The following is a 23,677-nucleotide window of genomic DNA, read 5'->3' as shown; positions in this document are numbered from 1 at the left end:
ACCTGGGTTTGTACTCCGCAACAGTCAAATCACAACCGCTACCAAAAAAGCATTAAATATTTAGTCGCCTATTTATCCGAACGAGGTGCTCCATAACGTTCATCGCAGGCTATGCACTAAAATTTAGTGAGATAATTGTAATCAAAATTTAATATTCGATTTATAATATATGCACATGAAAGGATATGTGGAAAATGGAATTAGTTAGCCTATATAAATGCCTCTGTGATGTGCAACGCTTGCGGATACTTAACTTGCTTAAGGAAGGCCCGTTGTGCGTATGCCACATCCAAGAGATTTTGGGGGAAACCCAGGTCAAAATTTCCAAGCAATTGCAATACATGAAAAAGCTTGGGATTGTTTGGGTGCGGAGGGAAGGGGTTTGGATGGTTTACAGCTTGCCTGTGCCTGTCCATCCGGTGCTGTTGGCAAATTTGCATTGTTTGCAGGCCCGCTCCGATGAATTTCCGTGTTTCGCCGAAGATTTACAAACACGTTCCACTATCCTTCAACGCTACACCGATAATCTGGCAGAGTGTCCGCAAGTGGTTTATCAATCCGCTACTGGCCGCTAGGTTTGTCGGCGTTACCCACGCAAACCTAATCAGCCGAGGATTTTATGATGTTAAAAAACCGTTTGTTGCCATGCTTTGCCGCCGTGATTTTTTTCGGCTTCATTTGTACGGCAAATGCCAGTGAAGACGATGTTTTGCCAAGCATTCGCCCATCTATCGCCAAGCTTACCCAAGAGTTTCAGCAGATTCCTGCCGGACGCCAAAAGCAGTTGAAAAAAGCGGCGATGTTCATCCGTTCTAAAATCCAGGCGGGTGAGACGGCGCAACTGACATTTATCTGCACCCACAATTCCCGCCGTAGCCATTTGGGGCAGATTTGGGCGCAAACCGCCGCCGCCTTTTATGGTGTTGCTGGCGTACAAACTTATTCGGGCGGCACCGAAGCCACGGCGATGAATATACGGGCCGTTGATGCCCTGCGTCGGGTTGGTTTTACGTTAACAGACAGCACGGGTGGCAAAAATCCGGTTTATCTGGTCAAGTATTCGGAAACCAAACCGGAAATCCGCGCTTTCTCCAAACGCTACAATGCCGATGGCAATCCCAAAGACAATTATGCGGCATTGATGACCTGCTCACAGGCGGACAAAAACTGTCCGGTCGTCGAAGGCAGCACGTTGCGGATTCCCATCCATTACGAAGACCCTAAAGTGGCCGATAACTTGCCGAACGAAACCGCGCTTTACGATGAGCGCACCCAACAAATTGGGCGGGAAATGTTTTATATGCTTTCCCAAGTCAAAAGCTAAGGAAAAAAGATGCCCATAACTTTTTTGGTGGTGGTTGATTGAAGGCTGTCCTTCAATTTGGGTGCGCCTTTGTAGACGGGGTTCACTTGGTGGTATACGGCTCGGCACTCCATTTTCAGGTAGGTAGGAATGTCGGGCTTTGACTAAAATAGTTGTACTGCAACCATCACCATTTTTTTATATTTTCAACGTAACGAACTACTGTCCTGCCGTTGCTTCCACTCCGGCGTGGTTTGATAAGCACCATCACCCTTGAGAACTGTGTATGAAACCAATCATTGTCTCCACCGTTGTCGCCACCGCTACTTTACTGATACTGACAACCGGTATTGCCCACGCGGAAAACTCCCTGACCGGCATGAACGCATGGGTTGAAGGCCAACTGGCATCGAACCAGTCATCCCTGTCCGCCTATATTTTTCTCATGTTGGGTGGTTTGCTCGCCAGCCTGTTACCGTGCGTCTATCCCTTGTACCCCATCACCGCCAGCATTATCGCCGGACGTTCACAGGGCGATGCGCCTCGCGCCTTGCATCCGTCGGTTTACTATGTCGGGCTTGCCAGCATTTACTTTTTATTTGGCTTAATTGCCGCAGCGACTGGCGGTGCGTTCAACGATGTGTTGCGCCTGCCCATCACCAATTTGATGCTGGCGTTATTATTTCTGATGCTGGCTTTGGCGACCGCGGGTTTTCTGCATGTTTCATTGTTCAGCGGTAATGGTATCGGCGACAAAACGCCAGGGCTTGCCGGAACTTTTATGATGGGCATGGGGGCAGGATTGTTGTCCTCGTCGTGCGTCGGCCCTTTTGTGGTCGGTATTTTGGTCGGGATTGCCAGCCAAACCGATGGCCTGAGTTTTTTCGCCACGCTCACCGCTGCCTTGAAAATGCTGGCGTTCGGATTAGGGCTGGGCGTTCCTTTCTTACTGATTGGCTTGTTCGGCGTCCGCCTGCCCAAATCCGGTTCCTGGATGAAATATGTGCAATGGGCCTTGGGTGCGTTGATCTTGTATTTCGCCTACACCTATTTGGAAAAAGCCTTGTCCGGTTATGGTTTCAAGCCTGAACATATCCAGTTGGTGTTTTTCGGCGCCTTGTTATTGCTGTTTTCGCTCTACCATTTGTGGGAAGGCGAACACATGCACGGTTTCCGGCGCATGGAAAAATCATTGTTCGCACTGTTTGCGCTGGTTGGTGGCCTGGTTTTGGCGCAAGGCGTCCTCACCCCATCCGCGACGGCAACAATCCATACGTCAACAAACCTGGCTTCGGCTCCTGTGACTGAAACTAAGGGCGAGTTGACTTGGTATCTAAACCGCGAAGATGCCGTAACAGCCGCCCGCGAACAAGGCAAACCGATTTTTGTGGATTTTTTCGCTTACTGGTGCGCCAACTGCAAAGAATTTGAGCATCTGACCGAAACTGACCGCGAATTGATTGATGGCCTGAAAAAAGTTGTCCTGCTGAAGATTTACGACAACGATCCTGAGTTTAAACAGTACCAAAACGACAAGCGTTATCCCGAATTAAAAGTCGGCCTGCCATTTTTTATCATTGCCGATGCGGATGACCATTTGATTTATAAAACCAGCGATTACACCCGTACTGATGAGATGTTGCTGTTTATGGCGGAATAGTTGGTAAAGTTGGTAAGCCCGTAGGCCGGGATGAAGCAATAGCGTAATCCCGGTAATAGCAGACCAATAGGCTGGGATTCGCTATCGTGCTCTTCGAGTCCTTACGTCATCCCAGCCTACGCACTGGTTTTGTACCCACCCCAAAAAAAACACGTCCACAGCTTTCAATCAGGCATCGCTACCCATTGGCTAAACTTGCGGGGCATCTCACTTACATTGCCATTCAGTGCGTAAGGCACTAATTTGACTGGCTAATTTCCCCGTCGCCGTGCCAGTCACATAATCGTTGCCATCTGGCGTATTGTCCGTGTCTATATGTCTGAGGGTTTGCGTTAATGGGGTGCATAAGCCATCTATTTTATTGTGGATGCCATACAGGGCGGCAGGTAGAGCTGGTTTTTTAACGCATCCAGCTTGCCCGCCGCAACGCTTGGGTTGCCGATGCCTATGATTGAGCCATTGGCGACTTGTGCAGACAGAAAATTCATCACCGCTATCATGTCATTAGGTAGGGTTACGTTTTGTAATCGTTCGTAAGCACCGAGGTCACAGGCTTTTTTTCTTAAGACATAAAAACGTCCGCGAATACCGTCACTAAAATCATAATGGTCTTCCAGCTCGAAATCGTCGAATCTGGCGCGTTGTTCAATATCTTTCATAATTGCCCCTCTCTTTTGGATTCGCGTGTCGTACTGAAATGATTCGGATAATTTTTTCGCCATCATTAAGTGAACTAAATTAAAAAACTTGAACATCGAGTAACAGCGTATGCAATACACCCTCATTGTAAAACTCCTGTAACAATTAGGTTGCAGACTGCCAATAAACTTTTCAATGAAAAAAGTGGTTTAAATGATGAACAGAGCCCAAAAGCCAACATTGATACTGTATTTATTGTTGTTGACAACATTATTGCTACCCATCACCGGTCATGCGTGGTGGAATGATGATTGGAATTACCGTAAAAAAATCAGTCTGGACACGTCGGCCGAGGGCGTAGCCATTATCTCGCGCCTAACGAATACACCTGTCGTGGTGCGCCTGCACAGTGGCAATTTTCCGTATTTCCTTGATGCCAAACCCGATGCTTCCGATATCCGCTTCATCGCGGCCGATGACACGACGCCGTTAAAACACCATGTTGAAATATTCGACGCCGCCGCCGGTATAGCGGTCATCTGGGTGCAGGTTCCGCTCATAGACGCCAAGGATGCCGCCGGCAGTAAAAACAATCACTTTTGGATGTATTACGGTAACGCCAAGGCCAATACCATTGCCGACAGCGCCGGCACCTATGATATCAACCAAACCGCCGTATACCATTTCAGCGAATTGTCCGGCTTGCCGCAGGATGCGACGGCTTTCGGGCATCATGCGAAAACATCCAGCATCAAGCCGGGTGTTCCCGGCTTGATAAACAATGGCGCGGAATTCAACGGCAGCGAAAGCATCGTGATTGAAAAAAACCCCGCCATAAGCCTCAACCCGGAAACCGGCTTTACGTTCTCCGGTTGGCTGAGGCTTTCTGAAAGCCAGGAACAAAATATCATCTTATCGCAGTCGGTAGGTGACCGGACATTCGAAATTGGCGTGAGTGCTGACCGGGTCTATGCCCGGATCACGGAAAACCAACAGGAAACCCAAGTGGCGGCGGTTTCGCCATTGGCCGTTGACCGCTGGCAACATATCGCCGTCAGCATAAACAAGGACTTGAAACTGTTTATCGATGGTGCGGAAGTCGCGTCAACCCCGGTATCCTTTGCCGTCATCGATGCCGACATCATATTAGGCGCCACTGCGGAAAACAACGGATTTAAAGGCCTTATCGATGAAGTGCAGTTTTCCAATGTGGCCCGCAACGCCGACTGGATCCGTTTGTCCGCCGGCGGTCAAAGCCCCGACAGTAAACTGCTGCAATACGGCGAAGACGAATCCGCCAGTACCAGCGGCGGCATGGCGGAATATTTCGCCCTGCTGTGGTCATTGCTGGGCGCAATACAACCAGAAGGATGGGTTGTGATTGCCATTATCGTCATCATGGGCTTGGTCAGCGCCGATGTCATTATCAATAAATCCTTTGCGTTGACCCGAACCGAACGCGCCGACAAATTGTTTATGGAAGGCTTTGCCGAGCGCTTTAATCAGGAAGTGGCAAGCTCTAACGCCGGCCTCGCACAAGATAGCGCGGACAGCAAGCATTCCGCCCTCTTTCAAATCTACGCCGCCGGCTTAACGGAGCTGCACGCGTTACAACGCCTGTTGGCGGGACAAGACAGCCAACAACCCGTGGCGTTAAACGCCCTGTCTTTGGAAGTGATACGCTCGGCGCTGGATGCGGAACTGGTCACGCAAACCAACCACCTGAACGAGCGTTTGGTGCTGGTAACCATCGCCATCAGCGGCGGGCCGTTTTTGGGGCTGCTGGGAACCGTGGTGGGCGTCATGATTACTTTCGCGTCAATCGCCGCAGCGGGGGATGTCAACGTCAACACTATCGCACCTGGCATATCGGCGGCATTAGCGGCTACCGTCATGGGGCTGGTGGTGGCGATACCCTCTTTGTTCGGCTACAACCATGTTGCCACACGGGTGGGCAAGCGCATTTCCATCATGGAAGTGTTCGTCGATCAGTTTTTGAGCCGTCTGGCTATGATCCAGGCTAACGCCGAAGGGGCTCGCCATGCGGCGTAGAACCCGGCCGAAAGTCTACGACGAACTTAACATCACGCCGCTGATGGACTTGGCCTGGACGCTGGTCGTGGTCTTTATCATCATGGCTACCGCGACCGTGCAAGGCATTAATGTGGATCTGCCGAAAGCCAGCGTTGCGCCCAATCTGGGCAAACCCAAAACCAAAGCCGTCACGATCACCGCCGACGGCCGTATTTATCTGGACACCACACCGGTGACGTTGGCGGAATTGGAAAACCGGTTACGCCAGTATAAAGCCGCCGACCCCAAATTGCCCGTCGTGGTAAAAGGCGACGCCGCAATACAATACGAACGGGTAATACAAGTGCTCGATGTTGTCAAACGGCTTGAGATCAACAACCTCGGCCTGGTGACACAGCGATTGGTTAAATAGCCATGGCCGATATGACGCCTGATGACAGCATTTGGGACCGTTGGCTGAGGCAGGCGATAATACGCGTTGTCGCCGTATTGATCATCGCCGGCATTGTGTTTTTTGTGCGCCGGCAAATACTCTCCGCCGGTTATCAGCGCGTCGAAGCGCCTTTGAGCGTAACCCTGCTAAAGGATCAGCCCCCCGTACCGCCGCCACCGCCACCAAAGGAAATCCTTGAGCAACCCGCCGAAGAACCTAAAACAGAAAGCATGGAAAGCGAAGCATTAGAAGTCGAAAGTAATCCTGAAGTGCTTGACGAAACCTTGGGCTTGGACACCGCCACCGCTGTGGCAGGTAGCGACGCTTTCGGGTTAAAAGCTAGAAAAGGCGGCAAAAGCCTAACGGAAATCAAGCCCGAAAGCGGCTTGAAAAAATCTAAACCTAGCACAATGGAGCTCGGCTTCTACGCTTCGAAGATTGAAGAATATTTACAAAATGAATTATCGAAGCGGAACGAATTGCGTAGCATCAACTATAGCGTGATCATTAAAATTTGGCTGGACGACGAAGGCCGCATAACCCGTTGCGACCTGGGCGAATCTACCGGCAATAAAAATATCGATAGCCTGTTGGTGGGCACACTAACCGGCTCCCGCAAAATCCCTAACGCGCCGCCCAAAAACATGCCGCAGCCGGTGATCTTAAGAATCACAACTCAGGGGATAAATTGATTGCAACGCCTTATTGCAACGCCTTGTATCTTTGAGCCTGTAACTGGGGTCAGAGTAAACTTAATTCCGGCGGTGGTGAAAACTGAGGTTTTTAGATCAAATTCATCTTGAAACAAGGTGATTTCATCCAATTTTCCAATGTTGCGTTTGGGCAACCCAGTTGATTGTGAGCAATTTTTACTAAATCGAGACTTTTAAAACACTCACTTAGCAATTGAGGATTGTTAGCAATGATAAAGTATATTTTTATTTGGGGGTGGACTGTAGTTTCAGCTTTTATTGGGGTAAATTGTTTAATATGGTTGCTTGAGCTGTTTGATATTGGAGGTATCGTAAAAGCAAGAGGGTTTGGAGCTTTTATAATTGGTGTTTTTGTACAAATAATATCTCACCCGCAATACCGAGAAATAACGCCAATCCTCTCATGTTTTTCTGTTCTCGTTATATGCTTGCTAACAGATATGATCAAGGGTTGCCAATTAGATAAATTTATTGACTTATTTTATGGAACTTTCGCCAGCTTAGCCCTTTCTGGGTTAATTTCCTTTATTATTTCCGAACTAACTTCGTTATTTAAGTCTGAATTCCAGAAAAAATAAAATAACTGGGGTCAGAGAATAACTGGGGTCAGAGTAAAATTAAACATCTGCTATACTGTTGATGTTTATATCTATCGACTTCGGGAAAAACAAATGGCGAGACTGGCCCGCGCGTGTCCAATCGGAATTCCTCAGTAAACAAAGGCATGGCATTTGGCAGCGAGCGATTTAAAGCGGAAATAGAAAATTTGAGCGGTCGGTGGATGGCCGCCAAAAAAATGGGTAGGCCTGTCGGTTGGCGGAAGAGAAGAACGGATCAGTATATAAGTTTACTCTGACCCCATGACCCCAGTTATTCTGACCCCAGTTATTCCATTTGAAGCCTATCAAACACCAACAGAATATGTCGCCAGTCCAGAACCTGATGAACCAGTAAGCAGCAACCAATTTAAGTGCGATGGCAGAACCCATTGTTCTCAAATGACTTTTTGCGAGGAAGCAACGTTTTTCATAAACAATTGCCCAGGCACTAAGATGGATGGAAACCATGATGGTATTCCTTGTGAGCGGCAGTGGTGTAAATAACGGGTATAATTTCAGTTTTTATTAAGGAGCAGCCAACATGAATGAAGTCGAAGAGCTTGAAACGCGCGTTCGTAATTTACTTGAAGAGGAATTTACAAAATTCCGTGATTGGTTTTTCGAACTTGAAAATGATCTGTGGGATAACCAAATCCAATCGGATTTTCGGGTGGGGAAATTTAATAAACTAATTGAAAAAGCTCGAGAAGAGTTTGCCCAAGGGAAAAGGAGTCGAGTTATGAGAAAAAGCATCGTCCTATCGTGCGCCGTGCTGGCGCTGGTTGTTGGCAATCTAGCCGAGGCCCGCCCGGGCGGGCGGCTGAGCGAATGGCTGGTCGGCCGCCACGATGGCGTGCAGGTACCGCAGCCTAGGGGCAAGCAGACCATGGCCTATGGAACCAATAATCTCCAGCAGTTCGATTTCTACCCCACCACCAACGGCAACCGCCGCGCGCCGCTGGTGCTGTTCGTCCACGGCGGCGGGTGGAAACGCGGAAGCAAGGATACCGCCGACGGTAGCTGGAAGGCACCACACTATATCGGCCTCGGCTATGCCTATGCCTCGATCAACTACCGGTTAGTCCCCAACAGCACCGTCGAAGACGAGGCAGCGGACGTCGCGGCCGCGCTACGCTATCTAATCGACCATGCCGATCAATTGAGCTTCGATCCCGGCAGGATTGTGATCATGGGCCACAGCGCGGGGGCGCACCTTGTGGCACTGGTCGGCACCGACGAGCAGTACCTCAAGCACGCGGGACTGTCCTTCGCCAGCATCGCTGGAGTGTTGCCGATCGATGGCGCGGCCTATGACGTGTCGCGCCAGATCAAGGAGGGCAACGATTTCATGCACGACACCTACATTCAGGTCTTTGGCGAGGATCCAGCCCGCCAGCACGCGCTTTCGCCCACGCTCCACGCCCAAGTCCCCAACGCGCCCGCGTTCCTGATCATCCACGTCCAGCGCACGGACGGGGTAGCGCAATCGAAAGAGCTCGAAGCCTCGCTGAAGCAGGCCGGCACGCCGGTTGAGAGGCAGGAATTTCCCGGGACTTGGGCTTAAGGGCCATGCCGAAATCAATCGCCAACTGGGCAATCCCGACTATGCGGCGACCCCGGTAGTCGACGTCTGGCTGAAAAGGCGCTTCGGGGGCTGATCGCGAGCAGATGGATTGCACACGGGGTGGCACGTTTGAATAACTGTGGTCGAATAACTGGGGTCAGAGTAAACTTAAACCTCTGCTATACCGTTGATGTTTATATCTATCGACTTCGGGAAAAACAAATGGCGAGACTGCCCCGCGCGTGTCCAATAGGAATTCCTCAGTAAACAAAGGCATGGCACTTGGCAGCGAGCGATTTAAAGCGGAAATAGAAAATTTGAGGTCGGCGGATGGTCGCCAAAAAAATGGGTAGGCCTGTCGGCTGGCGGAAGAAAAGAACGGATCAGTATATAAGTTTACTCTGACCCCAGTTATTCAGTTATTTTGACTCGTTCCCAAGCTGGAGCTTGGGAACGAGCGCAACTGATGACCCATCCAGCATCGGACGGTGGAACGTCAGGCATAAACAACATGTCCGACCTTGGCTTTAAAAGCCGACACCCTTAATTGATCTTAATTTCAACATAAGTGGCATTATTTCCTTCAAATTTTTCAGCGCTCACATCCAAAGGATCAACAATACAACCCAGCCAATACGCCAGCCACTGAACGCCCCCTTCGTGTTCCAGTCCGGCAGTATGCCCCATCTCGTGCATGACGGTTGACGTAAAGTTCTCATTACTGCCTCCGTATTCAAATAACTCTGTTTTGGCAAGCAAGTTGTATTGGATTTTGTTAGTGCCTACCGGAGCGCGTGATAAGCGGTATTGGGTGTTGATTTGGATATCAGACACTGTTGCCGTGCATGTTGAAGAATCATCGGAATTGTTAATTTCTTGGGCGATAACTTGGCATTGTTTGGAAAGGAATTATTAAATGTAAGATCAGTGAAATATATTTCACTTTCGTTTTTATTAACCCCCAATGTACCTACGCCATCATTATCATCCAATCCTCCAGATACATATCTGAAGTTGCTGGGATTGAGATTCATGCGTCTAATTGCATCGAGAATCCTATCATATTGCTCGGAATTTGAAGGAATGGTCGCTGGATCAAGCATCGGTTTATATTCTTTGACATCCCAATGCCTTTTCTGACCGTTATCACAAGTTATTTGTACCCAAGCAACAGATTCCGATGGATGAAGTGAAAATCCAAATGCCACAAACGCAATGATTAAGTTAAATTTCATGATTATTCCCCTTGTTGAATGGTATTTGGGAGTTTTTCTAAAGCCCGAACTTTGTATTTTTGGGCTTCTTTGTACTTCCATTCAGCGATTCTGCGATATATTGGGTCTCTAATGTCAGCACTTTTTACAGGTTCTACACTTGGCTTTCCCGCCATGAATTGAGTTTGCTCTAAATCGTGTAATTTTCGTTCGATAACCTCGGAAAATTCATCAGGCTCCATCCGCTTAGCACCTTTTGGCGGTGTCCAACCGTGCTTTTGGGCCTCTTGCGGCAACATCTGACCCAGTTTTTCTGCTTCTTGCTCGTCTTTCAATCCGTAAGGCGAGGTAAAGTCAATCCCTCCTTCTTGGGTTAACCACGCCACCGGATAGATTTTATTATTAACTATTGAATAACGCCCTTGCCCCCATCCGACCAAAGGATTCGATCCGGCTTCCTTATCCACAAATAAAATATCGCTTTCCCCCCCAATAAAATGGGACATACCTGTGATTTCACATGCCATGCCTACCCCAAGCTCTTCCGTCATCGCTGGTTGCATTTTCATTAGCGCATCTGTCGGACTTAACGTTGGCTCTTGTTCCATCATGCTCTTTTGCCTTTTATAATCCAAAACCAAACAAGAATGGAAAGGTAGAGTGAGTGTAGTACCATCCCCTTCTATCTGCCCTTTAATAACGCGCTCAACACGAAAAGTGACAAAAGCAAAACGCATAGGCTCGTAATTTGTCCCCAATTCCGCCAATGTGTGCGATTCGATTTTAGTGACCGTCCCCTGAAAAATCAGCCCCGCATCACGGATAGCCTCATCCAGTGTGACACGGTCGACTTGGGTTGCAAAAAGGTTCCCTGATGCCAGTAGCAACAGGAAGCCTGCTAAGATGTTAAAAAATTTGTTGGACATGTTGATTCCTCCGGGTTGTTTGGGTTGCGGAAAAGCGTTGTTGGCACGATGGGCGAAATGGCTAACGGGTAATGTCTGTCTAACGCTTCACCACAGACACCGTAGCACAAAGGGGCGGGGTAAACTATCAAGGATTACCAGATTAGAAAAATAATCCCTATTTAGTTGCCGCTAGATTTTAGCTGGCTATATCTAGTGTTGCCGAGAGCATATTTTTGCTGTAGCCATTGAAAAAAACAGCTACACCTCACACGGTCACGCCCTAAGCGGGACGGGGTTACAAACCCCGTCCCGCTCAAAGGACGCGCAGTCGCAAATAACTGGGGTCAGAGTAAATTTAAACCTCTGCTATACTGTTGATGTTTATGTCTATCGACTTCGGGAAAAACAAATGGCGAGACTGGCCCGCGCGTGTCCAATCGGAATTCCTCAGTAAACAAAGGCATGGCACTTGGCAGCGAGCGATTTAAAGCGGAAATAGAAAATTTGAGCGGTCGGCGGATGGCCGTCCAAAAAATGGGTAGGCCTGTCGGCTGGCGGAAGAAAAGAACGGATCAGTATATAAGTTTACTCTGACCCCAGTTATTATTAACGATTATTTTGAAACCCTGTCCGCCCCGCTAAGGCGTAATGGCGTCGATGTGATTGAATTCCGCGCCGATGGCATCATGTGTGCTTGGACGGTCGAACAGCCCGGCTCGGATGTCCGTCGCAAAGCCCTGCTGGCCGGGCTTGAAGCCATCGAAGCCGTTGCCGGCTTCGAGAAACGCTATGCCCAGTTCTCCCATTCGCTGCGCATCGGACTTGAAGATGGGCTTACGTAGGACACGCTGGCGGTGGCGGACATTTTGTCTATAGCATCGTTGGCGATTGCGCAAATAGCGCCGCGCGTATCGAAGATCTCAATAAACATCTGCATACCCAACTCCTGAGCAGCCGCTCCGCTATGGAAGGCGTTGATGGTCTTTTGTGCCGGTTTCTGGGCGAATTTCGCTTCGTCGGCAAGACTGAACCCTTGCCTATCTTGGAAGTTGTTGCTTTGGAAAGCACTGCCAACAAGTCGCAAAAACAGCTCTGCGAAAGCTTTGCTATTGGCATGGACGAATTGCGATGCGGACGCTGGCGCGAGGCCGGCGATATTTTCAAGGCCATCCTGCGGGACTATCCAAACGACGGTCCATCCCGCTTCCATTTAGCGCGCTGTCGTCGTTATGCAAACACACCGTCAGGCGAGTCGCCCTGGGTCGTCAATATGGATGCGAAAAAAACATAAAACAACCTTGTCTCTAATACCGATTTCCGCTAAGACAACTCAACTCCTTAGTGATTTAATCTCTAAGGTAGCCTTGCGAAGTTTTCGGGCAAGATCCCGTCCGATATTCGTGGCGAGCTTCCAACGAATGCACATAGCCAATGGACTGCTCTGCTCCTCCAGTTGTTTATAATCAAGAACCAGACATGTCACATTATCATCGGCCACAATGTCCGCCGAACGCTTGCCCCGATCAAGCATGGCAATCTCTCCAAAAGCCGAACCCGCCGATAAAGATGTAATACGCCTACTCCTGCGATGAGAGAGCGGAACAATAACACTGACCTGTCCCGAGAGAAGAAAATACAGTAAATCTCCGGGATCGCCCTCCCTGCACAGGTATGCGCCTTCATCGTAGCTACGATGCTCCAGCATGGATTCGAAGACCTCCATTTCCTCGGCAGTAAACTCTATCAAGAAATTCTGCGCCACAAGAGGGGCTTCAGCCGCAGTATAGGAAGCTTGCCCCGCTAACAACTGGTCTTCGCACCATTCCAAAGCGTCATCGATGGCGTCGTAGTTCAACAAAGGCATATCGTCAGTATAGCCAATGCGTTTTTTTATCAATTTTATCGTCTCATACTTACCCCAGGTGCCGGTCAGCAAAATCGTCTTGCCGTGTTCGGACAGTGACTGGATCAGACCCGCTATCATACTGTCAGCCCCTTCGCTGATATAGGCGGCGCGAGTAAAATCTATAATCAGATACTCGGCCTTCTTGGCTGCAACCATTGCTTCATGAATGACGATTTCAGCAGAGGTAAACATCAATTCTCCATGTAATTCCAGCACCATGACCTTGTGGCCTAATTCAGCAATCAGCCGTCCCTGCTCGACGTTGCGAGTACGTTTAGAAGGCACATGAGCGGCATCATAACTGGCATGAATGACCGATGACGTGGTAGACCGACCGGTGCGAAACATGTGCAGACCGAAATCGGAGGAAATTTTTTTGCACGCAGCAATACCACGGGCGCTGTTACCGCGTTCGTCCAGCTTCGGGGAAAACACCGCAAGACCGAACTGGCCCGGCAGCACAGCAACAATTCCACCGCCGACACCGCTTTTTGCCGGCATGCCCACCTCATAAACCCAGGCGCCCGAATAATCATACATCCCGCATGAACTCATCACGCTCAACACCTTCGGCACATAATGGCTTGCCAGCACGCGCACGCCTGTAATGGGATTGACGCCATTATTGGCCAGAGTAGCGCCGATCAGGGCCAAATCTCTACAGGTTACGAGTATTGAACATTGCTTGAAATACACATCAAGAACATCATCGGTATCCTTTTCAATAATATCCGAATTGCGCAACAGATAGGCGATGGCTCGATTGCGATGTCCGGTCGATTTTTCTGAACGGTACACATCCTCATCAATCGTAACCGAGCGTCCCAGATAACGTTCATAACACTTGAGCATACGCTTGAGTTTGTCATCCGCCGATTCCCCATTGATCAGCGCCACAGTAGCGATCGCGCCAGCATTAATCATCGGGTTCCTGGGGCGACCGGTGTCAGGTTCCAGGCTGATGGAGTTGAAGGCTTCTCCTGAAGGCTCTACGTCCACTTTTTGCAACACTGCTTCAACGCCGTTATCTTCCAGGGCAATCCCGTAGGTAATGGCTTTTGAAATCGACTGTATGGTAAATGGCTGACGCGAATCGCCTACTTGATAAACATGCCCATCGACAGTGATCAACGCAATACCGAACCACTGCGGGTCTGCCTTTAGAAGCTCAGGGATGTAACTTGCTACCTCGCCTTTGTCAAGGTTCGCATAACTTTGGTGCAAAGTTTCAAGATAATTCTGGAAATAATTAACATTCATTGATTTGTCGCTCCTGGACAGGCAGATTGCTATTTGGATGTCTTATTTCATAAATAAGCAAGGATATGATGGTTGGTTCTGTTACCAAGGATTCAAGGCTTTATACCACGCCTATAATGGCATGCCGCAGTTTGCCCTTGCTCTATATTGAACATCTTTAATGATAAACATAATCCATGCCACAGCCTGCGAATTAGAACAAAGTAGTGAAAAATCAAAGCGCTTACAAAAAAAATCGGGGAAATAATTGCAGACAGATTCACCATGAGTGAGTATTCGGATAAATTTGCACTCATCAGGTGCATGCGATCGCCATTTTTTACTGTTCTCAGGGAAGAGCAACATTACCCTAAAACTGATTGGCTCAAATGTATTCCGGACTGTTAGCTTTAATAGAGTTAAAATGATGCATCAACGCTTTTTCGGACACAAAATTATACGCCAATTTTCCAAACGGAACTTTCGTACAAACAGGGGCGTTGCAGCTGACGATAATTGGGGTTTGCGTGAACAAACGTTTCCAAAAAATAAGGCTCTATATGGGTTTCAGTGTCTTTTTACTAAAGGCGTAAGCTAAACTGTCAATAAGCATGGCAACCTCCAAAATATGCGTCATTCCGGCATACCCTCGGCATTAAGGGATTGCCGGAATCCAGATGCTAGGGATGGCATCTGTGTCACAACGAGCGTTTAAAAATAGTCGAATATCTATTTTTGGGCATAATGGTAACCGTTCACCTCCCTGTGAACTGGATTCCGGCAATCCCTTTATGCCCCAGAGGGTATGCCGGAATGACGGATGTATTTAGCGATATAGAGTTGATTTTTTGCCTAATGAAACTGGTGGTGTCATTGTTGGCTATATAGATCAAAAATTACATACCATTTTTGTTGTTGATGTTCTAACTCAGCCATCTGATAGCAAGTCTAGTCCATTTGGGTTTGTACGTGGAGTCATCGGTCTGAAGATCAACTCAATAAAATTGCTAAATGTACTGCAAATATCGTTGGTTATATAGGCGAATGGCATTCTCATCCACCACTATATTCTGCACAACCAAGTTCAACTGATTATCAATTAATTCATACTCTAGCAGAAACTCTTTCAAAAGATGGACAACCTGCTTTGATGATAATTGTTAGCTCAAATAATATAACTATTACGGTTCAAAACAATTCGTAATACCATTATTTCTATATTAAAAATAAAAATATCCGGTAACAATATAAAAAGAGTCTAGCATGAAAGATTTATTAGATAAGCTTAGCTCATACAATTTGTTTAATTACTTATTGCCTGGAATTTTATTCGCATTTTTTATTGATACTTTAACACCTATAAAAATATTACAAAAAGATATAATAATCGGCGTTTTTATCTATTATTTTTGGTAGTCCTGCAATCGGAATGATTTGTTAAAAGTCAAGCCTACCGATTTATTGGGTCGAATGCCCGTACTTCAAGGCGTACAGTCATCGCAATATTTTATTGACAAATCTATTATCATTCCGATTGCATGACTACCTTATTTTTTAGGTTCAGTTGTAAGTCGTGTTGGTTCTATTATTGTAGAACCAATATTAAAAAAATTTGGAGTTATTGAATTTTCTGAGTATGAAGATTTTGTCAAAGCATCAAAAATTGATTCTAAATTAGATATATTGTCAGAGGCTAATAATATGTACCGCACATTTTGTGCGTTATTTTTATTAATCGGAATTATTGTTCTATATTGTTATTTATCTCAATTTTATTCAATACTAAAAACAATTGCGCCGTATATATGTATATTTATTTTTTTAGTTTTATACATACTTTCTTACCGCAAGCAAACTGTTTATATTACAAAACGCGTTGATGCAAATAGACCACATCTATAAGTAATTTATTTTTAGTTTTGTGATACTTGAAAGGCATTAATATGTAGAAGCATCTAATCTTGAAATTACTCCATAGCAATAGATTTTTAACCTGTATTTAATGGTGATAATCCATATTATCGCCATTAAAACGCCGTTTCCGATTTTCTTTTGACAACCCGCCCCGCTTGCCTATAATGGGTGGGAAAGTATTTTATATTTCTTACTTTGCTATTTATGGAGACATTGCTAATGCCTATCGTGAAAATGAGATCCAAAGGGCAGATCACCATCCCCGCTAGTATCGTTGAAACGGCACACCTTTCAGAAAATTCTAAATTTGACGTTGAATACCTTAACGGGGTGATTATTTTGAAACCGCTAACGGTAGAACCCAAAAAAGATGATGTCTTGTCTTATGCTGGCTTGTTTGCGGGAGCATGGGGGGAAACATCCGCTGAATTTGAAACCAATATCCATAATTTACACAACGAATGGGAAAGGTAGATGAACTTATCGAAAGAATGCAGGGGCAAGGTGTTTATTTCGATGCAAACTTTTTAATTTACTTTTTTGATAAAAGAGAGCCGTATTTTAGTGTTATCTCTCAAATCATAGTTGCTTGTGACCGTCGTTTATTTTTTGGCTATACAGGCGATGCAGCGGTTGCCGAACTCATGGTTTATCCGTATAGAACTAAAAATACCCTTGAGATTACTCGCGGAAAAGCCTTTTTTGCAAGGGAAAATTTTCTGAGTATCATGCCTCACAGTACCGAACTGTTTGATACGGCTTCTAGGCTGAGAGTAGAAACAGGCATGAAGCTAATCGATTCTCTACATTGTGCAACTGCGGTTAAGGCAGGTTGCCAGTTTCTTATCACTAACGACAAAGGTATCCGTTCTACCGATGATCTTGAGGTCGTTTTGGTTAACGATTTGCTCATGTTTGATTGTTTTCCAGAATCGTAACTAAAAATCAATCGTTCAATTAGTCACTGCCGATGCACTAATCAATGTGAACTTCTGATCTCTTTTTGAAGATCCAACATATTTTTTTGGCTGATCTGAATACCACCTCGTTTGGGCCGATCTAAATCCATCAGCATGGACGTTAAAATAATGACAACAATCATAAAACCGATAGCCGCTATTGAGGGTCGATGATTGGATAGGGCTGATGTGTAACCAATTGAGCCCCCTGATAAAAGTATCGCAATAATCAATAAAAAATTAATTACCTCCGGGATATGCCTGTTAAGGGCTTCGTCCCTTGTTCCGAAAGCATCGATAAGGTCATTGAGTGTCTGAATATAAAGGCCTGTTGTCGCAACTCGATCATCATCCTTCATCGACTTCATCGCCAAGTCCCATAGCTTAACCCTTAGCTCGCTTGCTTCTTGAAGAAGGGGTTCCCTATATAGCATGTTCGCCACTGAAATTTCACCGGCCTGGACTCGGACATCCACATATTTTTTAAGTATGTCCAGTGTTTCATTCCTCGTTGTATCGGGTAGCGAGTGCGCACGAAGGTAGGTTGTGCCGATAGCATTCGCCTCTTCTTTCATAGCCTCGCTACGCTTGTCGAAATGTTGTAAGGCAATAGAAAAAGTAAACCCTAGCAACAACGATAGCAATCCAAGCAGAGAGCCTTGAATGCTAACCACTTGAGACTTCATTGGATCACTGTAAAGTGACTGCCTTTTCAATCCAAGTTGGTAGCCGCCATAAATAGCCAGTGACACCATCAGAAGTAACATTGCTGCAATTAAAGTAATGCCTATCCCGTAAAGTAGTTCATTCATCGAAATCTCCTAATGTAAAGCCTAGCGTGACGGTAAGGGGCGTGCCGCTCACGAAAGCCAAACGAAGCCACCGAACCTTGATAAAAACCAAACTGCAAAACCGCCAACGGGCGGCGTGTCCCTTTGACTGACTTGTTGGGCTTTGCGAAGAGACAAATTTCAAGTTGTTACAAAGCCCTAAAGAACCTTGCTGCGAAACGGTAACAAGCAAAGACAAAGAACAAAAAGTTGTTGTTCAGCATTTTATTGGTGACTGCTTATGTATTCCGTAACAGCATGAGCCAACAAACCAGACCTTGTTTCGCCGTGCTTCTTTGCATAATTATCAACGGTGTTTAAAAGATATTCGGGCAACGTAATATTGACCTGTTTGGATTTTGAAGATAATTGGCTTATATCTATTTCGACAATTCCCCAAATGCCATCAGAGTATTTAGGGTTCGCTTGATGTTCCTCAAAAGGAAGTAATTTTGGAATAAATTCACCATCCAAAAACATACCTTCAATATGGCACTCTATCGCTTCCTTAGCCATTGATAACGCTTCTTCAATGGTGCTTCCGGCGGAAAAACAGCCAGGTAAATCAGGAACGGTAACGCTGTAATCTGACTGAGGGTCTTTGTGCAAAACAACTGAATATTTCATCATGCCATTTTATTTGCAAACTTGTGTAGATACTTATGCACTCAAGGCCAACGGCAAAAATGGCAAGGCCATTGCTTGCGCTGCCATGCGCAAATTAATCCATATCGCTTTTGGCATCCTCAAATCCGGTGAACCTTTTGACACGCTCTGGGCGTACTCAAAATAACACTTGATCTTTGGATTTTAAGACGGTATCTGTGGGCACAGCATATCCTATGGAAATGAATCATATCAAGCAATAAAAGCGGGTTATTTGCATGGGGGTTGATCTATGTCAAAACCAGTGCCGCCAGCCTGTGCCATAATGCTTGCACCCTGAAGAGCGGGGTTGCCGTGTTTCTTAGCGTACAACTGCTAAAAACATTCTGTTTACCGTCATTTTTGAGAAGTTTATGAAATTTATCAGTTCGTTAGTTTTGTTAGTTGTTGCTGTTGCTACTTTGACTGCTTGTGGATCCGACAGTAAAGGGCCAAGCAAGCCAGCCGGTGGCGCCGCTTCAACAGAAACTGCAAAATAAGTCATTGGTTTGTTTGTCAAGGTAAGTGTTTACCTTTTTATGATAGGCTTATGCCGTCGTCAGTTGTTGTCCAGCACAAGGATTGACAATTGTTTTTAACGACGGCAAATCGTTAATCTTAATAATGCGTTGCTTCACGGTAATGATGCCTTGTTTGCTTAATTCGGCCAGTTGGCGGCTGACAGTTTCAATGGTAAGGCCGAGAAAATTGGCAATGTCTTGCCTGCGCATGCTCAAGTTAAACGTTGTGCTGGAAAATCCCAAAGCAGCGTAGCGTTGTGACAACATCAGCAAAAATGTCGCTACACGTTCTATTGCCGTGCGATGGCCTAACAACACGATGGTGTCATGATCCGAAGCAATTTCTTTTCCCAGAATCCGCATCATCTGCATTTGCAAGCCAGGAATTTCGTTACATAAGCTATTGAGCCGCGACAGCGGTACTTCGCAGACCGTGCTTGTTTCCAAGGCGATGGTTGAGCAGCTAAACCGGTCATGTTGCAAGGCATCCAGGCCCATGATTTCACCTGGCAAATAAAAACCTATGGTTTGTTCAAGGCCATCGCCATTGGCAATAAAACTGCGGAAAGAACCCGATTTCACCGCATACAAACATCGGCATTCCTCGCCTAGCAAGTATAAAAAATCATCGAATTGCAACAGCCGCTGGTTTTTTACAATCGTGGCAAGCTGTTTGACTTCATCGCGTTGTAGGCCATAAGGCAGGCAGAGTTCTGACAAGCGGCAATCTGGGCATGAAGCCTTGATTGGAGTGGGTTCCATTACTTCATGCCTCCGTTTGATGGGTAAGTCTGGCAGTGTAGCAGAAATTGGCGGCAACAAAGTAAATGTTCAAACTGAACGCGTAAAGATTAAAATGATGCTTTGCCAGCAACTCTCCCGTTATGTCCAATTCTTCTTTTTTTATCAACTCCACCCGCATTTGGCTGGAAACCATCATTATCGGTTATGCCATCTGTCCTTTTGCCAAACCTGAGCTGGAGAGCGGCGGCATTCGCTTTTATGTGGATGAGGCTGTCGATCTTGAATCGTGCTTACATAATTTGGTCACCGAATGTGCGCGTCTTGATCTTGATGACGGCATTGCCACCACGTTATTGATTTACAGCCAGGGCTTCGCTGAATTTGATGATTATCTGGATTTTCTTGGGCTTGCCGAAGCCTTGTTAGTTGCCCAAGGCTATGAAGGCGTTTATCAGCTTGCCAGTTTCCATCCTGATTATTGTTTTGACCAAGCCACGCCCGATGATGCGGCAAATTACACCAACCGCTCGCCTTATCCGATGTTGCATTTGTTAAGGGAAAGCAGTATCGAAGCAGCAGTGGCTAACCACCCGGACGCGAAAGGCATTCCCCGGCGCAACATCAAACTGACCCGGCAATTGGGATTAAGCCAGATGCAGGCGATGTTGGCGGCGTGTTACCAAAATAATGCCTGAGTGTTGGCCGGGTGTGGATAGCGAGGGCATTGCACTACGCGGTTTGAATGCCCCGGAACGTTGATGTGATTGGAAAATGACTTGCCGGTTTTAAACCTGATGGTTAAATTCGTCTGGTATTGGCTTTTGTGCTGGAGGGCAATGCTTAATTTTTTTACCAAGACGCTAAAACTCTAGTACCATTAAAGGGTCTTTGATTTCGTTACCCACTCTTTAGGAGATTTTTATGAAAATTGATACTGTTTTATCGCGTCCTGAAACGGGCGTGTTGGCGACCAACAAGTTGCTCCGCAACACTTATTTATTGTTGTCCATGACCTTGTTGTTCAGTGCCATGACGGCAGGTTTGTCGATGGCATTCAACGTGCCCCATCCAGGCTTGATTTTGACGCTGGTCGGTTTTTACGGCATGTTGTTTGCCATCAGCAAATTCCGTAACAGTGCCATAGGTTTGGTTTTGGTGTTTGCCTTGACTGGCTTTATGGGCTTGACGCTGGGGCCGATTTTGTCCATGTACATCAAAGAGTTTACCAATGGCCATGAATTGATCATGATGGCATTGGGCGGTACTGGCACTATTTTTCTGGGCTTGTCCGGTTATGCACTGACGACCCGCAAGGATTTCAGCTTTATGGGCGGATTTTTGCTGGTCGGCATTTTGGTGGCGTTGTTGGCGGGTATTGGTGCCATTGTTTTTGCGATACCGGCTTTGTCATTGGCGGTTTCGGCGATGTTCATCCTGCTGATGTCGGGCATGATCTTGTTCCAAACCAGCTTGATGGTCAATGGCGGTGAAACCAATTACATCATGGCGACGGTTAATTTATATGTGTCCATCTACAACTTGTTCCTGAGCTTGTTGCAAATACTGGGCATTTTAGGCAGCGACGATTAAGGTCTTAATGTTTTACGGTAATGCCCAGATAGCCTTTAATGAAGTTGCTTACTATTGAAAAATAAAAATTTACCGATTGGAACGGTGGGCAGTCCTTTTGGTTAGCTCGTTAGGTGGCCTAGTATTGGGCAGCAATTTAAGGCCACCTATCCGTGTTTCCGCCAAAAATTTTGGGTGTAGGCGGATTATAAAAATCAATGGGTTAATTGCAGTTGTTAGTTGAATCCGCGAAAATTATTAGCTAGATATTGATGCCATGCACTGACCCCTTCACCTTCGTTTTCTCCAGATCATCCCTTCATCACTCCCAACGCCATCGCGATATGCGCTAGTTCGGCGACGCTTGCAACATTTAATTTGTTTTTGATTTGTGTGCCGTAATTGGCGACGGTTTTGTAACCTAAACACAATTCTTCGGCGATTTTGTGTGCGGTCAAGCCTTTTGCCAGCAGCAGGAAGATGTCGAACTCCCTAGCCGACAACGTACCGATAATGGCACGGTAATCCGTAGCTCCGGGCGTGGAGGACGGGTCTTTGAGCAAACCTTGCTCGATGTATATGCCGCCACCAGCAATTTTGTGGATGGCTGCCACTAAAATATGCGGCGCGCTGCTTTTGGTGATGTAGCCTTTCGCCCCCGCACCTATGGCACGGTTGACGTAGACGCTTTCGTCATGGACGCTGAACACCAGCACTTTCGCCTTGTCATCACGCAAACAAATGCGCCGCAAAGTTTCCAAGCCACCAATGCCGGGCATGGATAAGTCCAACACGGTGACGTCGGGTTGTTTTTCCAGATAAAGCTGGCAGGCCGCCTCGCCGCGTTCGGCTTCGGCAACCACTTCGAGGGTGTCCACAACGGACAATAACATGCGGAAACCGGCGCGGACGATGGCGTGGTCATCGACCAAAAGGATTTTTATAGTGTTTTTTATGGCGTCTTTCATGGTAGCGGGATACTCGCGCTAATGCGTAAGCCTTGTTGGGGGGCGGCATGGATGGTGAAGTTGCCGCCTAAACTGTTAATGCGTTCCCGCATACCGCGTAAACCAAAACCGGCATTGATGTGACCGGGTGTACAGCCTTGCCCATTATCAGTGATCTCTAACAACAGATGTTTGCCGTTATCGATGTCAAGACGGATGCTCGCGTCACTGGCTTTAGCGTGGCGCACGATATTGGTGATCGCTTCTTGCACGACACGGAACAATTGGATGGTCATTTTCGGCTCCAATTGATCCACTTCGTCACTGCACAGCAATGTCAGTGCCAGCTCAGGCTGGCGGCTGGCCCAGTGGTTGAGCAAATCTTCCAGCGTCGCTTTCAGCCCCAGTTCCGCCAGCACCAACGGATGCAACTGGCGCATCATCGAGCGCACCACAACAATCAGGTGGTCGCAAATAGTGATGATCGCATCGGTGATTTGCCCCGTATCGGCTTGCGGTTTCTTGGCGGTGACCGCCATGACTTTGATCGCAGTCAACGATTGCCCCAGTTCATCATGCAGTTCCTGCGACAAATACTGTCTTTCTTCTTCTTGGATTTGCAAGGAATGCAGCGTCAACGCGCTGTTTTCTTGTTGCGTCGCATCCAAAACAGCGGTCATGTAGTTGATGGCTTTGGCGATATGGTCATATTCCTGGATGCCAAAATCCGGTAATTTTTGCTGGTACTGGCCTTGCCCTATCGCTTTCAGGCCATCAACAATCACGGCGATGGCTTGAAACGCCTTATTGAACACCAAGTTGACCGCCAAAAATGTCAATGCCGCCATCACACACAAAGACATGAAATAAGCCGAACTCTCTTTCCATGCCTCACTGATTTCATCCAGCGGGTCGGCTTGGATAAGCAAAGTGATGCGCTGTCCGTCCGAGGTGATCAATTGCTGCTCGATAGAGGGATAATCGGCAGCAACTAAACCGACAAACCATTGCGGCGGCGTGTCCGCTGCATCGGCACGTTTAAGCCCGGCGGTAAATTTAACGATTTCGCCGCTGGTTTTTTTTAAATGTATCTGCAAATGACGGGTTTGTTCCAGCGAGACAAAACGTGGCAACCACGCACTCACATCAACCGCGCTTTGCCGGGCTTGTGGAAAATTAAGTTGGATCAATTGTGCCGCGAGATTCAATGACGATTCAATTTCCTTGCTGACCGCGCCCCGCGCCTGCCATACCGCCACCGAACCGCCCAACACCAAAATAAACAGGCTGGTCAAAACGATACGGAGATTGACCTGGGAACGTAAACTCATGCCCA

Annotated in this window: 27 protein-coding genes and 1 pseudogene; 17 read left to right on the top strand and 11 right to left on the bottom strand. The window is 47.0% G+C overall.

Going from position 1 to position 23,677, the window contains the following annotated elements; all coding sequences use genetic code 11:
- The first annotated feature begins 194 nt into the window (after positions 1-194).
- The 3 genes from PHH59_RS01185 (at position 195) to PHH59_RS01175 (ending at position 2,963) form a co-directional block, all read left to right on the top strand.
- A complete protein-coding gene (locus PHH59_RS01185) occupies positions 195-575 on the top strand; it encodes a metalloregulator ArsR/SmtB family transcription factor (protein ID WP_300009900.1) in 381 nt (126 codons plus the stop codon).
- Positions 576-619: 44 nt separating this feature from the next.
- Positions 620-1,324 (top strand): hypothetical protein, encoded by a 705-nt coding sequence (locus PHH59_RS01180; RefSeq protein ID WP_300009897.1) that lies wholly within the window; start codon positions 620-622, stop codon positions 1,322-1,324.
- Between the two features lie 265 nt (positions 1,325-1,589).
- Positions 1,590-2,963: a cytochrome c biogenesis protein CcdA gene (locus tag PHH59_RS01175; RefSeq protein WP_300009894.1), complete on the top strand. Its 1,374-nt coding sequence runs from the start codon at positions 1,590-1,592 to the stop codon at positions 2,961-2,963.
- Positions 2,964-3,316: 353 nt separating this feature from the next.
- Here the strand turns inward: PHH59_RS01175 and PHH59_RS01170 are convergent, their stop codons facing one another.
- Positions 3,317-3,622, bottom strand: a complete 306-nt coding sequence (locus PHH59_RS01170; RefSeq protein ID WP_300009891.1) for a hypothetical protein — start codon at positions 3,620-3,622, stop codon at positions 3,317-3,319.
- Between the two features lie 196 nt (positions 3,623-3,818).
- Here PHH59_RS01170 and PHH59_RS01165 point away from each other — a divergent pair, with 196 nt between their 5' ends.
- The 6 genes from PHH59_RS01165 (at position 3,819) to PHH59_RS01140 (ending at position 8,945) form a co-directional block, all read left to right on the top strand.
- Positions 3,819-5,654 carry a DUF2341 domain-containing protein gene (locus PHH59_RS01165; protein WP_300009888.1) on the top strand — a complete coding sequence of 612 codons (1,836 nt, stop codon included), beginning with the start codon at positions 3,819-3,821 and terminating at the stop codon, positions 5,652-5,654.
- Complete coding sequence (locus PHH59_RS01160; RefSeq protein ID WP_300009885.1) at positions 5,644-6,048, top strand: biopolymer transporter ExbD; 405 nt, start codon at positions 5,644-5,646, stop codon at positions 6,046-6,048. Before PHH59_RS01165 ends, PHH59_RS01160 begins: the two co-directional genes overlap by 11 nt.
- A gap of 2 nt (positions 6,049-6,050) precedes the next feature.
- Complete coding sequence (locus PHH59_RS01155) at positions 6,051-6,761, top strand: energy transducer TonB (RefSeq protein WP_300009882.1); 711 nt, start codon at positions 6,051-6,053, stop codon at positions 6,759-6,761.
- Positions 6,762-6,991: 230 nt separating this feature from the next.
- Complete coding sequence (locus tag PHH59_RS01150) at positions 6,992-7,360, top strand: hypothetical protein (RefSeq protein WP_300009879.1); 369 nt, start codon at positions 6,992-6,994, stop codon at positions 7,358-7,360.
- Between the two features lie 282 nt (positions 7,361-7,642).
- On the top strand, positions 7,643-7,885 hold the full coding sequence (locus PHH59_RS01145) for an excalibur calcium-binding domain-containing protein (RefSeq protein WP_300009876.1): 243 nt from the start codon (positions 7,643-7,645) through the stop codon (positions 7,883-7,885).
- A 37-nt stretch (positions 7,886-7,922) separates the two neighbouring features.
- Complete coding sequence (locus PHH59_RS01140) at positions 7,923-8,945, top strand: alpha/beta hydrolase (RefSeq protein ID WP_300009873.1); 1,023 nt, start codon at positions 7,923-7,925, stop codon at positions 8,943-8,945.
- Between the two features lie 543 nt (positions 8,946-9,488).
- Here the strand turns inward: PHH59_RS01140 and PHH59_RS01135 are convergent.
- From PHH59_RS01135 to PHH59_RS01125, 3 genes are read right to left on the bottom strand one after another with little or no spacing between them, the layout of a single operon-like run.
- Positions 9,489-9,704: a hypothetical protein gene (locus PHH59_RS01135; protein WP_300009870.1), complete on the bottom strand. Its 216-nt coding sequence runs from the start codon at positions 9,702-9,704 to the stop codon at positions 9,489-9,491.
- Positions 9,705-9,727: 23 nt separating this feature from the next.
- Positions 9,728-10,180, bottom strand: coding sequence for a hypothetical protein (locus PHH59_RS01130; protein ID WP_300009867.1), 453 nt, complete (start codon positions 10,178-10,180; stop codon positions 9,728-9,730).
- Positions 10,181-10,182: 2 nt separating this feature from the next.
- Positions 10,183-11,085, bottom strand: a complete 903-nt coding sequence (locus tag PHH59_RS01125; RefSeq protein ID WP_300009864.1) for a hypothetical protein — start codon at positions 11,083-11,085, stop codon at positions 10,183-10,185.
- Between the two features lie 641 nt (positions 11,086-11,726).
- Between PHH59_RS01125 and PHH59_RS01120 the strand changes: the two genes are divergently transcribed.
- Both PHH59_RS01120 and PHH59_RS01115 read left to right on the top strand, forming a co-directional pair.
- Positions 11,727-11,909 carry a hypothetical protein gene (locus tag PHH59_RS01120; RefSeq protein ID WP_300009861.1) on the top strand — a complete coding sequence of 61 codons (183 nt, stop codon included), beginning with the start codon at positions 11,727-11,729 and terminating at the stop codon, positions 11,907-11,909.
- A 122-nt stretch (positions 11,910-12,031) separates the two neighbouring features.
- Positions 12,032-12,358, top strand: coding sequence for a hypothetical protein (locus tag PHH59_RS01115; RefSeq protein WP_300009859.1), 327 nt, complete (start codon positions 12,032-12,034; stop codon positions 12,356-12,358).
- Positions 12,359-12,397: 39 nt separating this feature from the next.
- Here PHH59_RS01115 and glsA read toward each other — a convergent pair whose 3' ends face one another.
- Positions 12,398-14,233, bottom strand: coding sequence for a glutaminase A (gene glsA, locus PHH59_RS01110; protein ID WP_300009856.1), 1,836 nt, complete (start codon positions 14,231-14,233; stop codon positions 12,398-12,400).
- Between the two features lie 934 nt (positions 14,234-15,167).
- Between glsA and PHH59_RS16875 the strand changes: the two genes are divergently transcribed.
- The 3 genes from PHH59_RS16875 (at position 15,168) to PHH59_RS01100 (ending at position 17,064) form a co-directional block, all read left to right on the top strand.
- Positions 15,168-15,416 carry a Mov34/MPN/PAD-1 family protein gene (locus PHH59_RS16875; protein WP_366145451.1) on the top strand — a complete coding sequence of 83 codons (249 nt, stop codon included), beginning with the start codon at positions 15,168-15,170 and terminating at the stop codon, positions 15,414-15,416.
- A 944-nt stretch (positions 15,417-16,360) separates the two neighbouring features.
- Positions 16,361-16,600: an AbrB/MazE/SpoVT family DNA-binding domain-containing protein gene (locus PHH59_RS01105; RefSeq protein ID WP_300010041.1), complete on the top strand. Its 240-nt coding sequence runs from the start codon at positions 16,361-16,363 to the stop codon at positions 16,598-16,600.
- Positions 16,588-17,064 carry a type II toxin-antitoxin system VapC family toxin gene (locus PHH59_RS01100; RefSeq protein WP_300009853.1) on the top strand — a complete coding sequence of 159 codons (477 nt, stop codon included), beginning with the start codon at positions 16,588-16,590 and terminating at the stop codon, positions 17,062-17,064. The genes PHH59_RS01105 and PHH59_RS01100 overlap by 13 nt, the downstream gene beginning before the upstream one ends.
- Before the next feature lie 41 nt (positions 17,065-17,105).
- Here the strand turns inward: PHH59_RS01100 and PHH59_RS01095 are convergent, their stop codons facing one another.
- Together PHH59_RS01095 and PHH59_RS01090 are read right to left on the bottom strand one after the other, a co-directional pair.
- Positions 17,106-17,897 (bottom strand): hypothetical protein, encoded by a 792-nt coding sequence (locus PHH59_RS01095; protein ID WP_300009850.1) that lies wholly within the window; start codon positions 17,895-17,897, stop codon positions 17,106-17,108.
- Positions 17,898-18,140: 243 nt separating this feature from the next.
- Positions 18,141-18,542: a type II toxin-antitoxin system HicB family antitoxin gene (locus PHH59_RS01090; RefSeq protein ID WP_300009847.1), complete on the bottom strand. Its 402-nt coding sequence runs from the start codon at positions 18,540-18,542 to the stop codon at positions 18,141-18,143.
- A 49-nt stretch (positions 18,543-18,591) separates the two neighbouring features.
- Here PHH59_RS01090 and PHH59_RS01085 point away from each other — a divergent pair.
- A pseudogene (locus PHH59_RS01085) lies at positions 18,592-18,708 on the top strand (IS110 family transposase); the annotation flags it as partial.
- Between the two features lie 174 nt (positions 18,709-18,882).
- Here the strand turns inward: PHH59_RS01085 and PHH59_RS01080 are convergent.
- Both PHH59_RS01080 and PHH59_RS01075 read right to left on the bottom strand, forming a co-directional pair.
- Positions 18,883-19,080, bottom strand: coding sequence for a hypothetical protein (locus PHH59_RS01080; protein WP_300009844.1), 198 nt, complete (start codon positions 19,078-19,080; stop codon positions 18,883-18,885).
- 28 nt (positions 19,081-19,108) lie between these two features.
- Positions 19,109-19,843: a helix-turn-helix domain-containing protein gene (locus PHH59_RS01075; RefSeq protein ID WP_300009842.1), complete on the bottom strand. Its 735-nt coding sequence runs from the start codon at positions 19,841-19,843 to the stop codon at positions 19,109-19,111.
- 122 nt (positions 19,844-19,965) lie between these two features.
- On the opposite strand from PHH59_RS01075, the gene PHH59_RS01070 reads away from it, so the two are divergent.
- Together PHH59_RS01070 and PHH59_RS01065 are read left to right on the top strand one after the other, a co-directional pair.
- Positions 19,966-20,520 carry a DUF1415 domain-containing protein gene (locus PHH59_RS01070; protein WP_300009841.1) on the top strand — a complete coding sequence of 185 codons (555 nt, stop codon included), beginning with the start codon at positions 19,966-19,968 and terminating at the stop codon, positions 20,518-20,520.
- Between the two features lie 226 nt (positions 20,521-20,746).
- Positions 20,747-21,415 (top strand): Bax inhibitor-1/YccA family protein, encoded by a 669-nt coding sequence (locus PHH59_RS01065; RefSeq protein ID WP_300009839.1) that lies wholly within the window; start codon positions 20,747-20,749, stop codon positions 21,413-21,415.
- A gap of 290 nt (positions 21,416-21,705) precedes the next feature.
- Here the strand turns inward: PHH59_RS01065 and PHH59_RS01060 are convergent, their stop codons facing one another.
- Positions 21,706-22,350: a response regulator transcription factor gene (locus PHH59_RS01060; protein ID WP_300010038.1), complete on the bottom strand. Its 645-nt coding sequence runs from the start codon at positions 22,348-22,350 to the stop codon at positions 21,706-21,708.
- Positions 22,351-22,358: 8 nt separating this feature from the next.
- Positions 22,359-23,672 carry an ATP-binding protein gene (locus tag PHH59_RS01055; protein WP_300009837.1) on the bottom strand — a complete coding sequence of 438 codons (1,314 nt, stop codon included), beginning with the start codon at positions 23,670-23,672 and terminating at the stop codon, positions 22,359-22,361.
- Positions 23,673-23,677: the final 5 nt, after the last annotated feature.

Origin of the sequence: Methylovulum sp. (assembly GCF_028687615.1) — a bacterium.
GTDB lineage: Bacteria > Pseudomonadota > Gammaproteobacteria > Methylococcales > Methylomonadaceae > Methylovulum.
This window is presented reverse-complemented; position numbering and strand designations above follow the sequence as displayed.

What these genes read in the sequence shown, in the direction of transcription:
- PHH59_RS01185 (WP_300009900.1), top strand. Translation starts at nt 195, where the DNA reads ATGGAATTAGTTAGCCTATATAAATGCCTCTGTGATGTGCAACGCTTG.
- PHH59_RS01180 (WP_300009897.1), top strand. Translation starts at nt 620, where the DNA reads ATGATGTTAAAAAACCGTTTGTTGCCATGCTTTGCCGCCGTGATTTTT.
- PHH59_RS01175 (WP_300009894.1), top strand. Translation starts at nt 1,590, where the DNA reads ATGAAACCAATCATTGTCTCCACCGTTGTCGCCACCGCTACTTTACTG.
- PHH59_RS01170 (WP_300009891.1), bottom strand. Translation starts at nt 3,622, where the DNA reads ATGAAAGATATTGAACAACGCGCCAGATTCGACGATTTCGAGCTGGAA.
- PHH59_RS01165 (WP_300009888.1), top strand. Translation starts at nt 3,819, where the DNA reads ATGAACAGAGCCCAAAAGCCAACATTGATACTGTATTTATTGTTGTTG.
- PHH59_RS01160 (WP_300009885.1), top strand. Translation starts at nt 5,644, where the DNA reads ATGCGGCGTAGAACCCGGCCGAAAGTCTACGACGAACTTAACATCACG.
- PHH59_RS01155 (WP_300009882.1), top strand. Translation starts at nt 6,051, where the DNA reads ATGGCCGATATGACGCCTGATGACAGCATTTGGGACCGTTGGCTGAGG.
- PHH59_RS01150 (WP_300009879.1), top strand. Translation starts at nt 6,992, where the DNA reads ATGATAAAGTATATTTTTATTTGGGGGTGGACTGTAGTTTCAGCTTTT.
- PHH59_RS01145 (WP_300009876.1), top strand. Translation starts at nt 7,643, where the DNA reads ATGACCCCAGTTATTCTGACCCCAGTTATTCCATTTGAAGCCTATCAA.
- PHH59_RS01140 (WP_300009873.1), top strand. Translation starts at nt 7,923, where the DNA reads ATGAATGAAGTCGAAGAGCTTGAAACGCGCGTTCGTAATTTACTTGAA.
- PHH59_RS01130 (WP_300009867.1), bottom strand. Translation starts at nt 10,180, where the DNA reads ATGAAATTTAACTTAATCATTGCGTTTGTGGCATTTGGATTTTCACTT.
- PHH59_RS01125 (WP_300009864.1), bottom strand. Translation starts at nt 11,085, where the DNA reads ATGTCCAACAAATTTTTTAACATCTTAGCAGGCTTCCTGTTGCTACTG.
- PHH59_RS01115 (WP_300009859.1), top strand. Translation starts at nt 12,032, where the DNA reads ATGGAAGGCGTTGATGGTCTTTTGTGCCGGTTTCTGGGCGAATTTCGC.
- glsA (WP_300009856.1), bottom strand. Translation starts at nt 14,233, where the DNA reads ATGAATGTTAATTATTTCCAGAATTATCTTGAAACTTTGCACCAAAGT.
- PHH59_RS01105 (WP_300010041.1), top strand. Translation starts at nt 16,361, where the DNA reads ATGAGATCCAAAGGGCAGATCACCATCCCCGCTAGTATCGTTGAAACG.
- PHH59_RS01100 (WP_300009853.1), top strand. Translation starts at nt 16,588, where the DNA reads ATGGGAAAGGTAGATGAACTTATCGAAAGAATGCAGGGGCAAGGTGTT.
- PHH59_RS01095 (WP_300009850.1), bottom strand. Translation starts at nt 17,897, where the DNA reads ATGAATGAACTACTTTACGGGATAGGCATTACTTTAATTGCAGCAATG.
- PHH59_RS01090 (WP_300009847.1), bottom strand. Translation starts at nt 18,542, where the DNA reads ATGAAATATTCAGTTGTTTTGCACAAAGACCCTCAGTCAGATTACAGC.
- PHH59_RS01075 (WP_300009842.1), bottom strand. Translation starts at nt 19,843, where the DNA reads ATGGAACCCACTCCAATCAAGGCTTCATGCCCAGATTGCCGCTTGTCA.
- PHH59_RS01070 (WP_300009841.1), top strand. Translation starts at nt 19,966, where the DNA reads ATGTCCAATTCTTCTTTTTTTATCAACTCCACCCGCATTTGGCTGGAA.
- PHH59_RS01065 (WP_300009839.1), top strand. Translation starts at nt 20,747, where the DNA reads ATGAAAATTGATACTGTTTTATCGCGTCCTGAAACGGGCGTGTTGGCG.
- PHH59_RS01055 (WP_300009837.1), bottom strand. Translation starts at nt 23,672, where the DNA reads ATGAGTTTACGTTCCCAGGTCAATCTCCGTATCGTTTTGACCAGCCTG.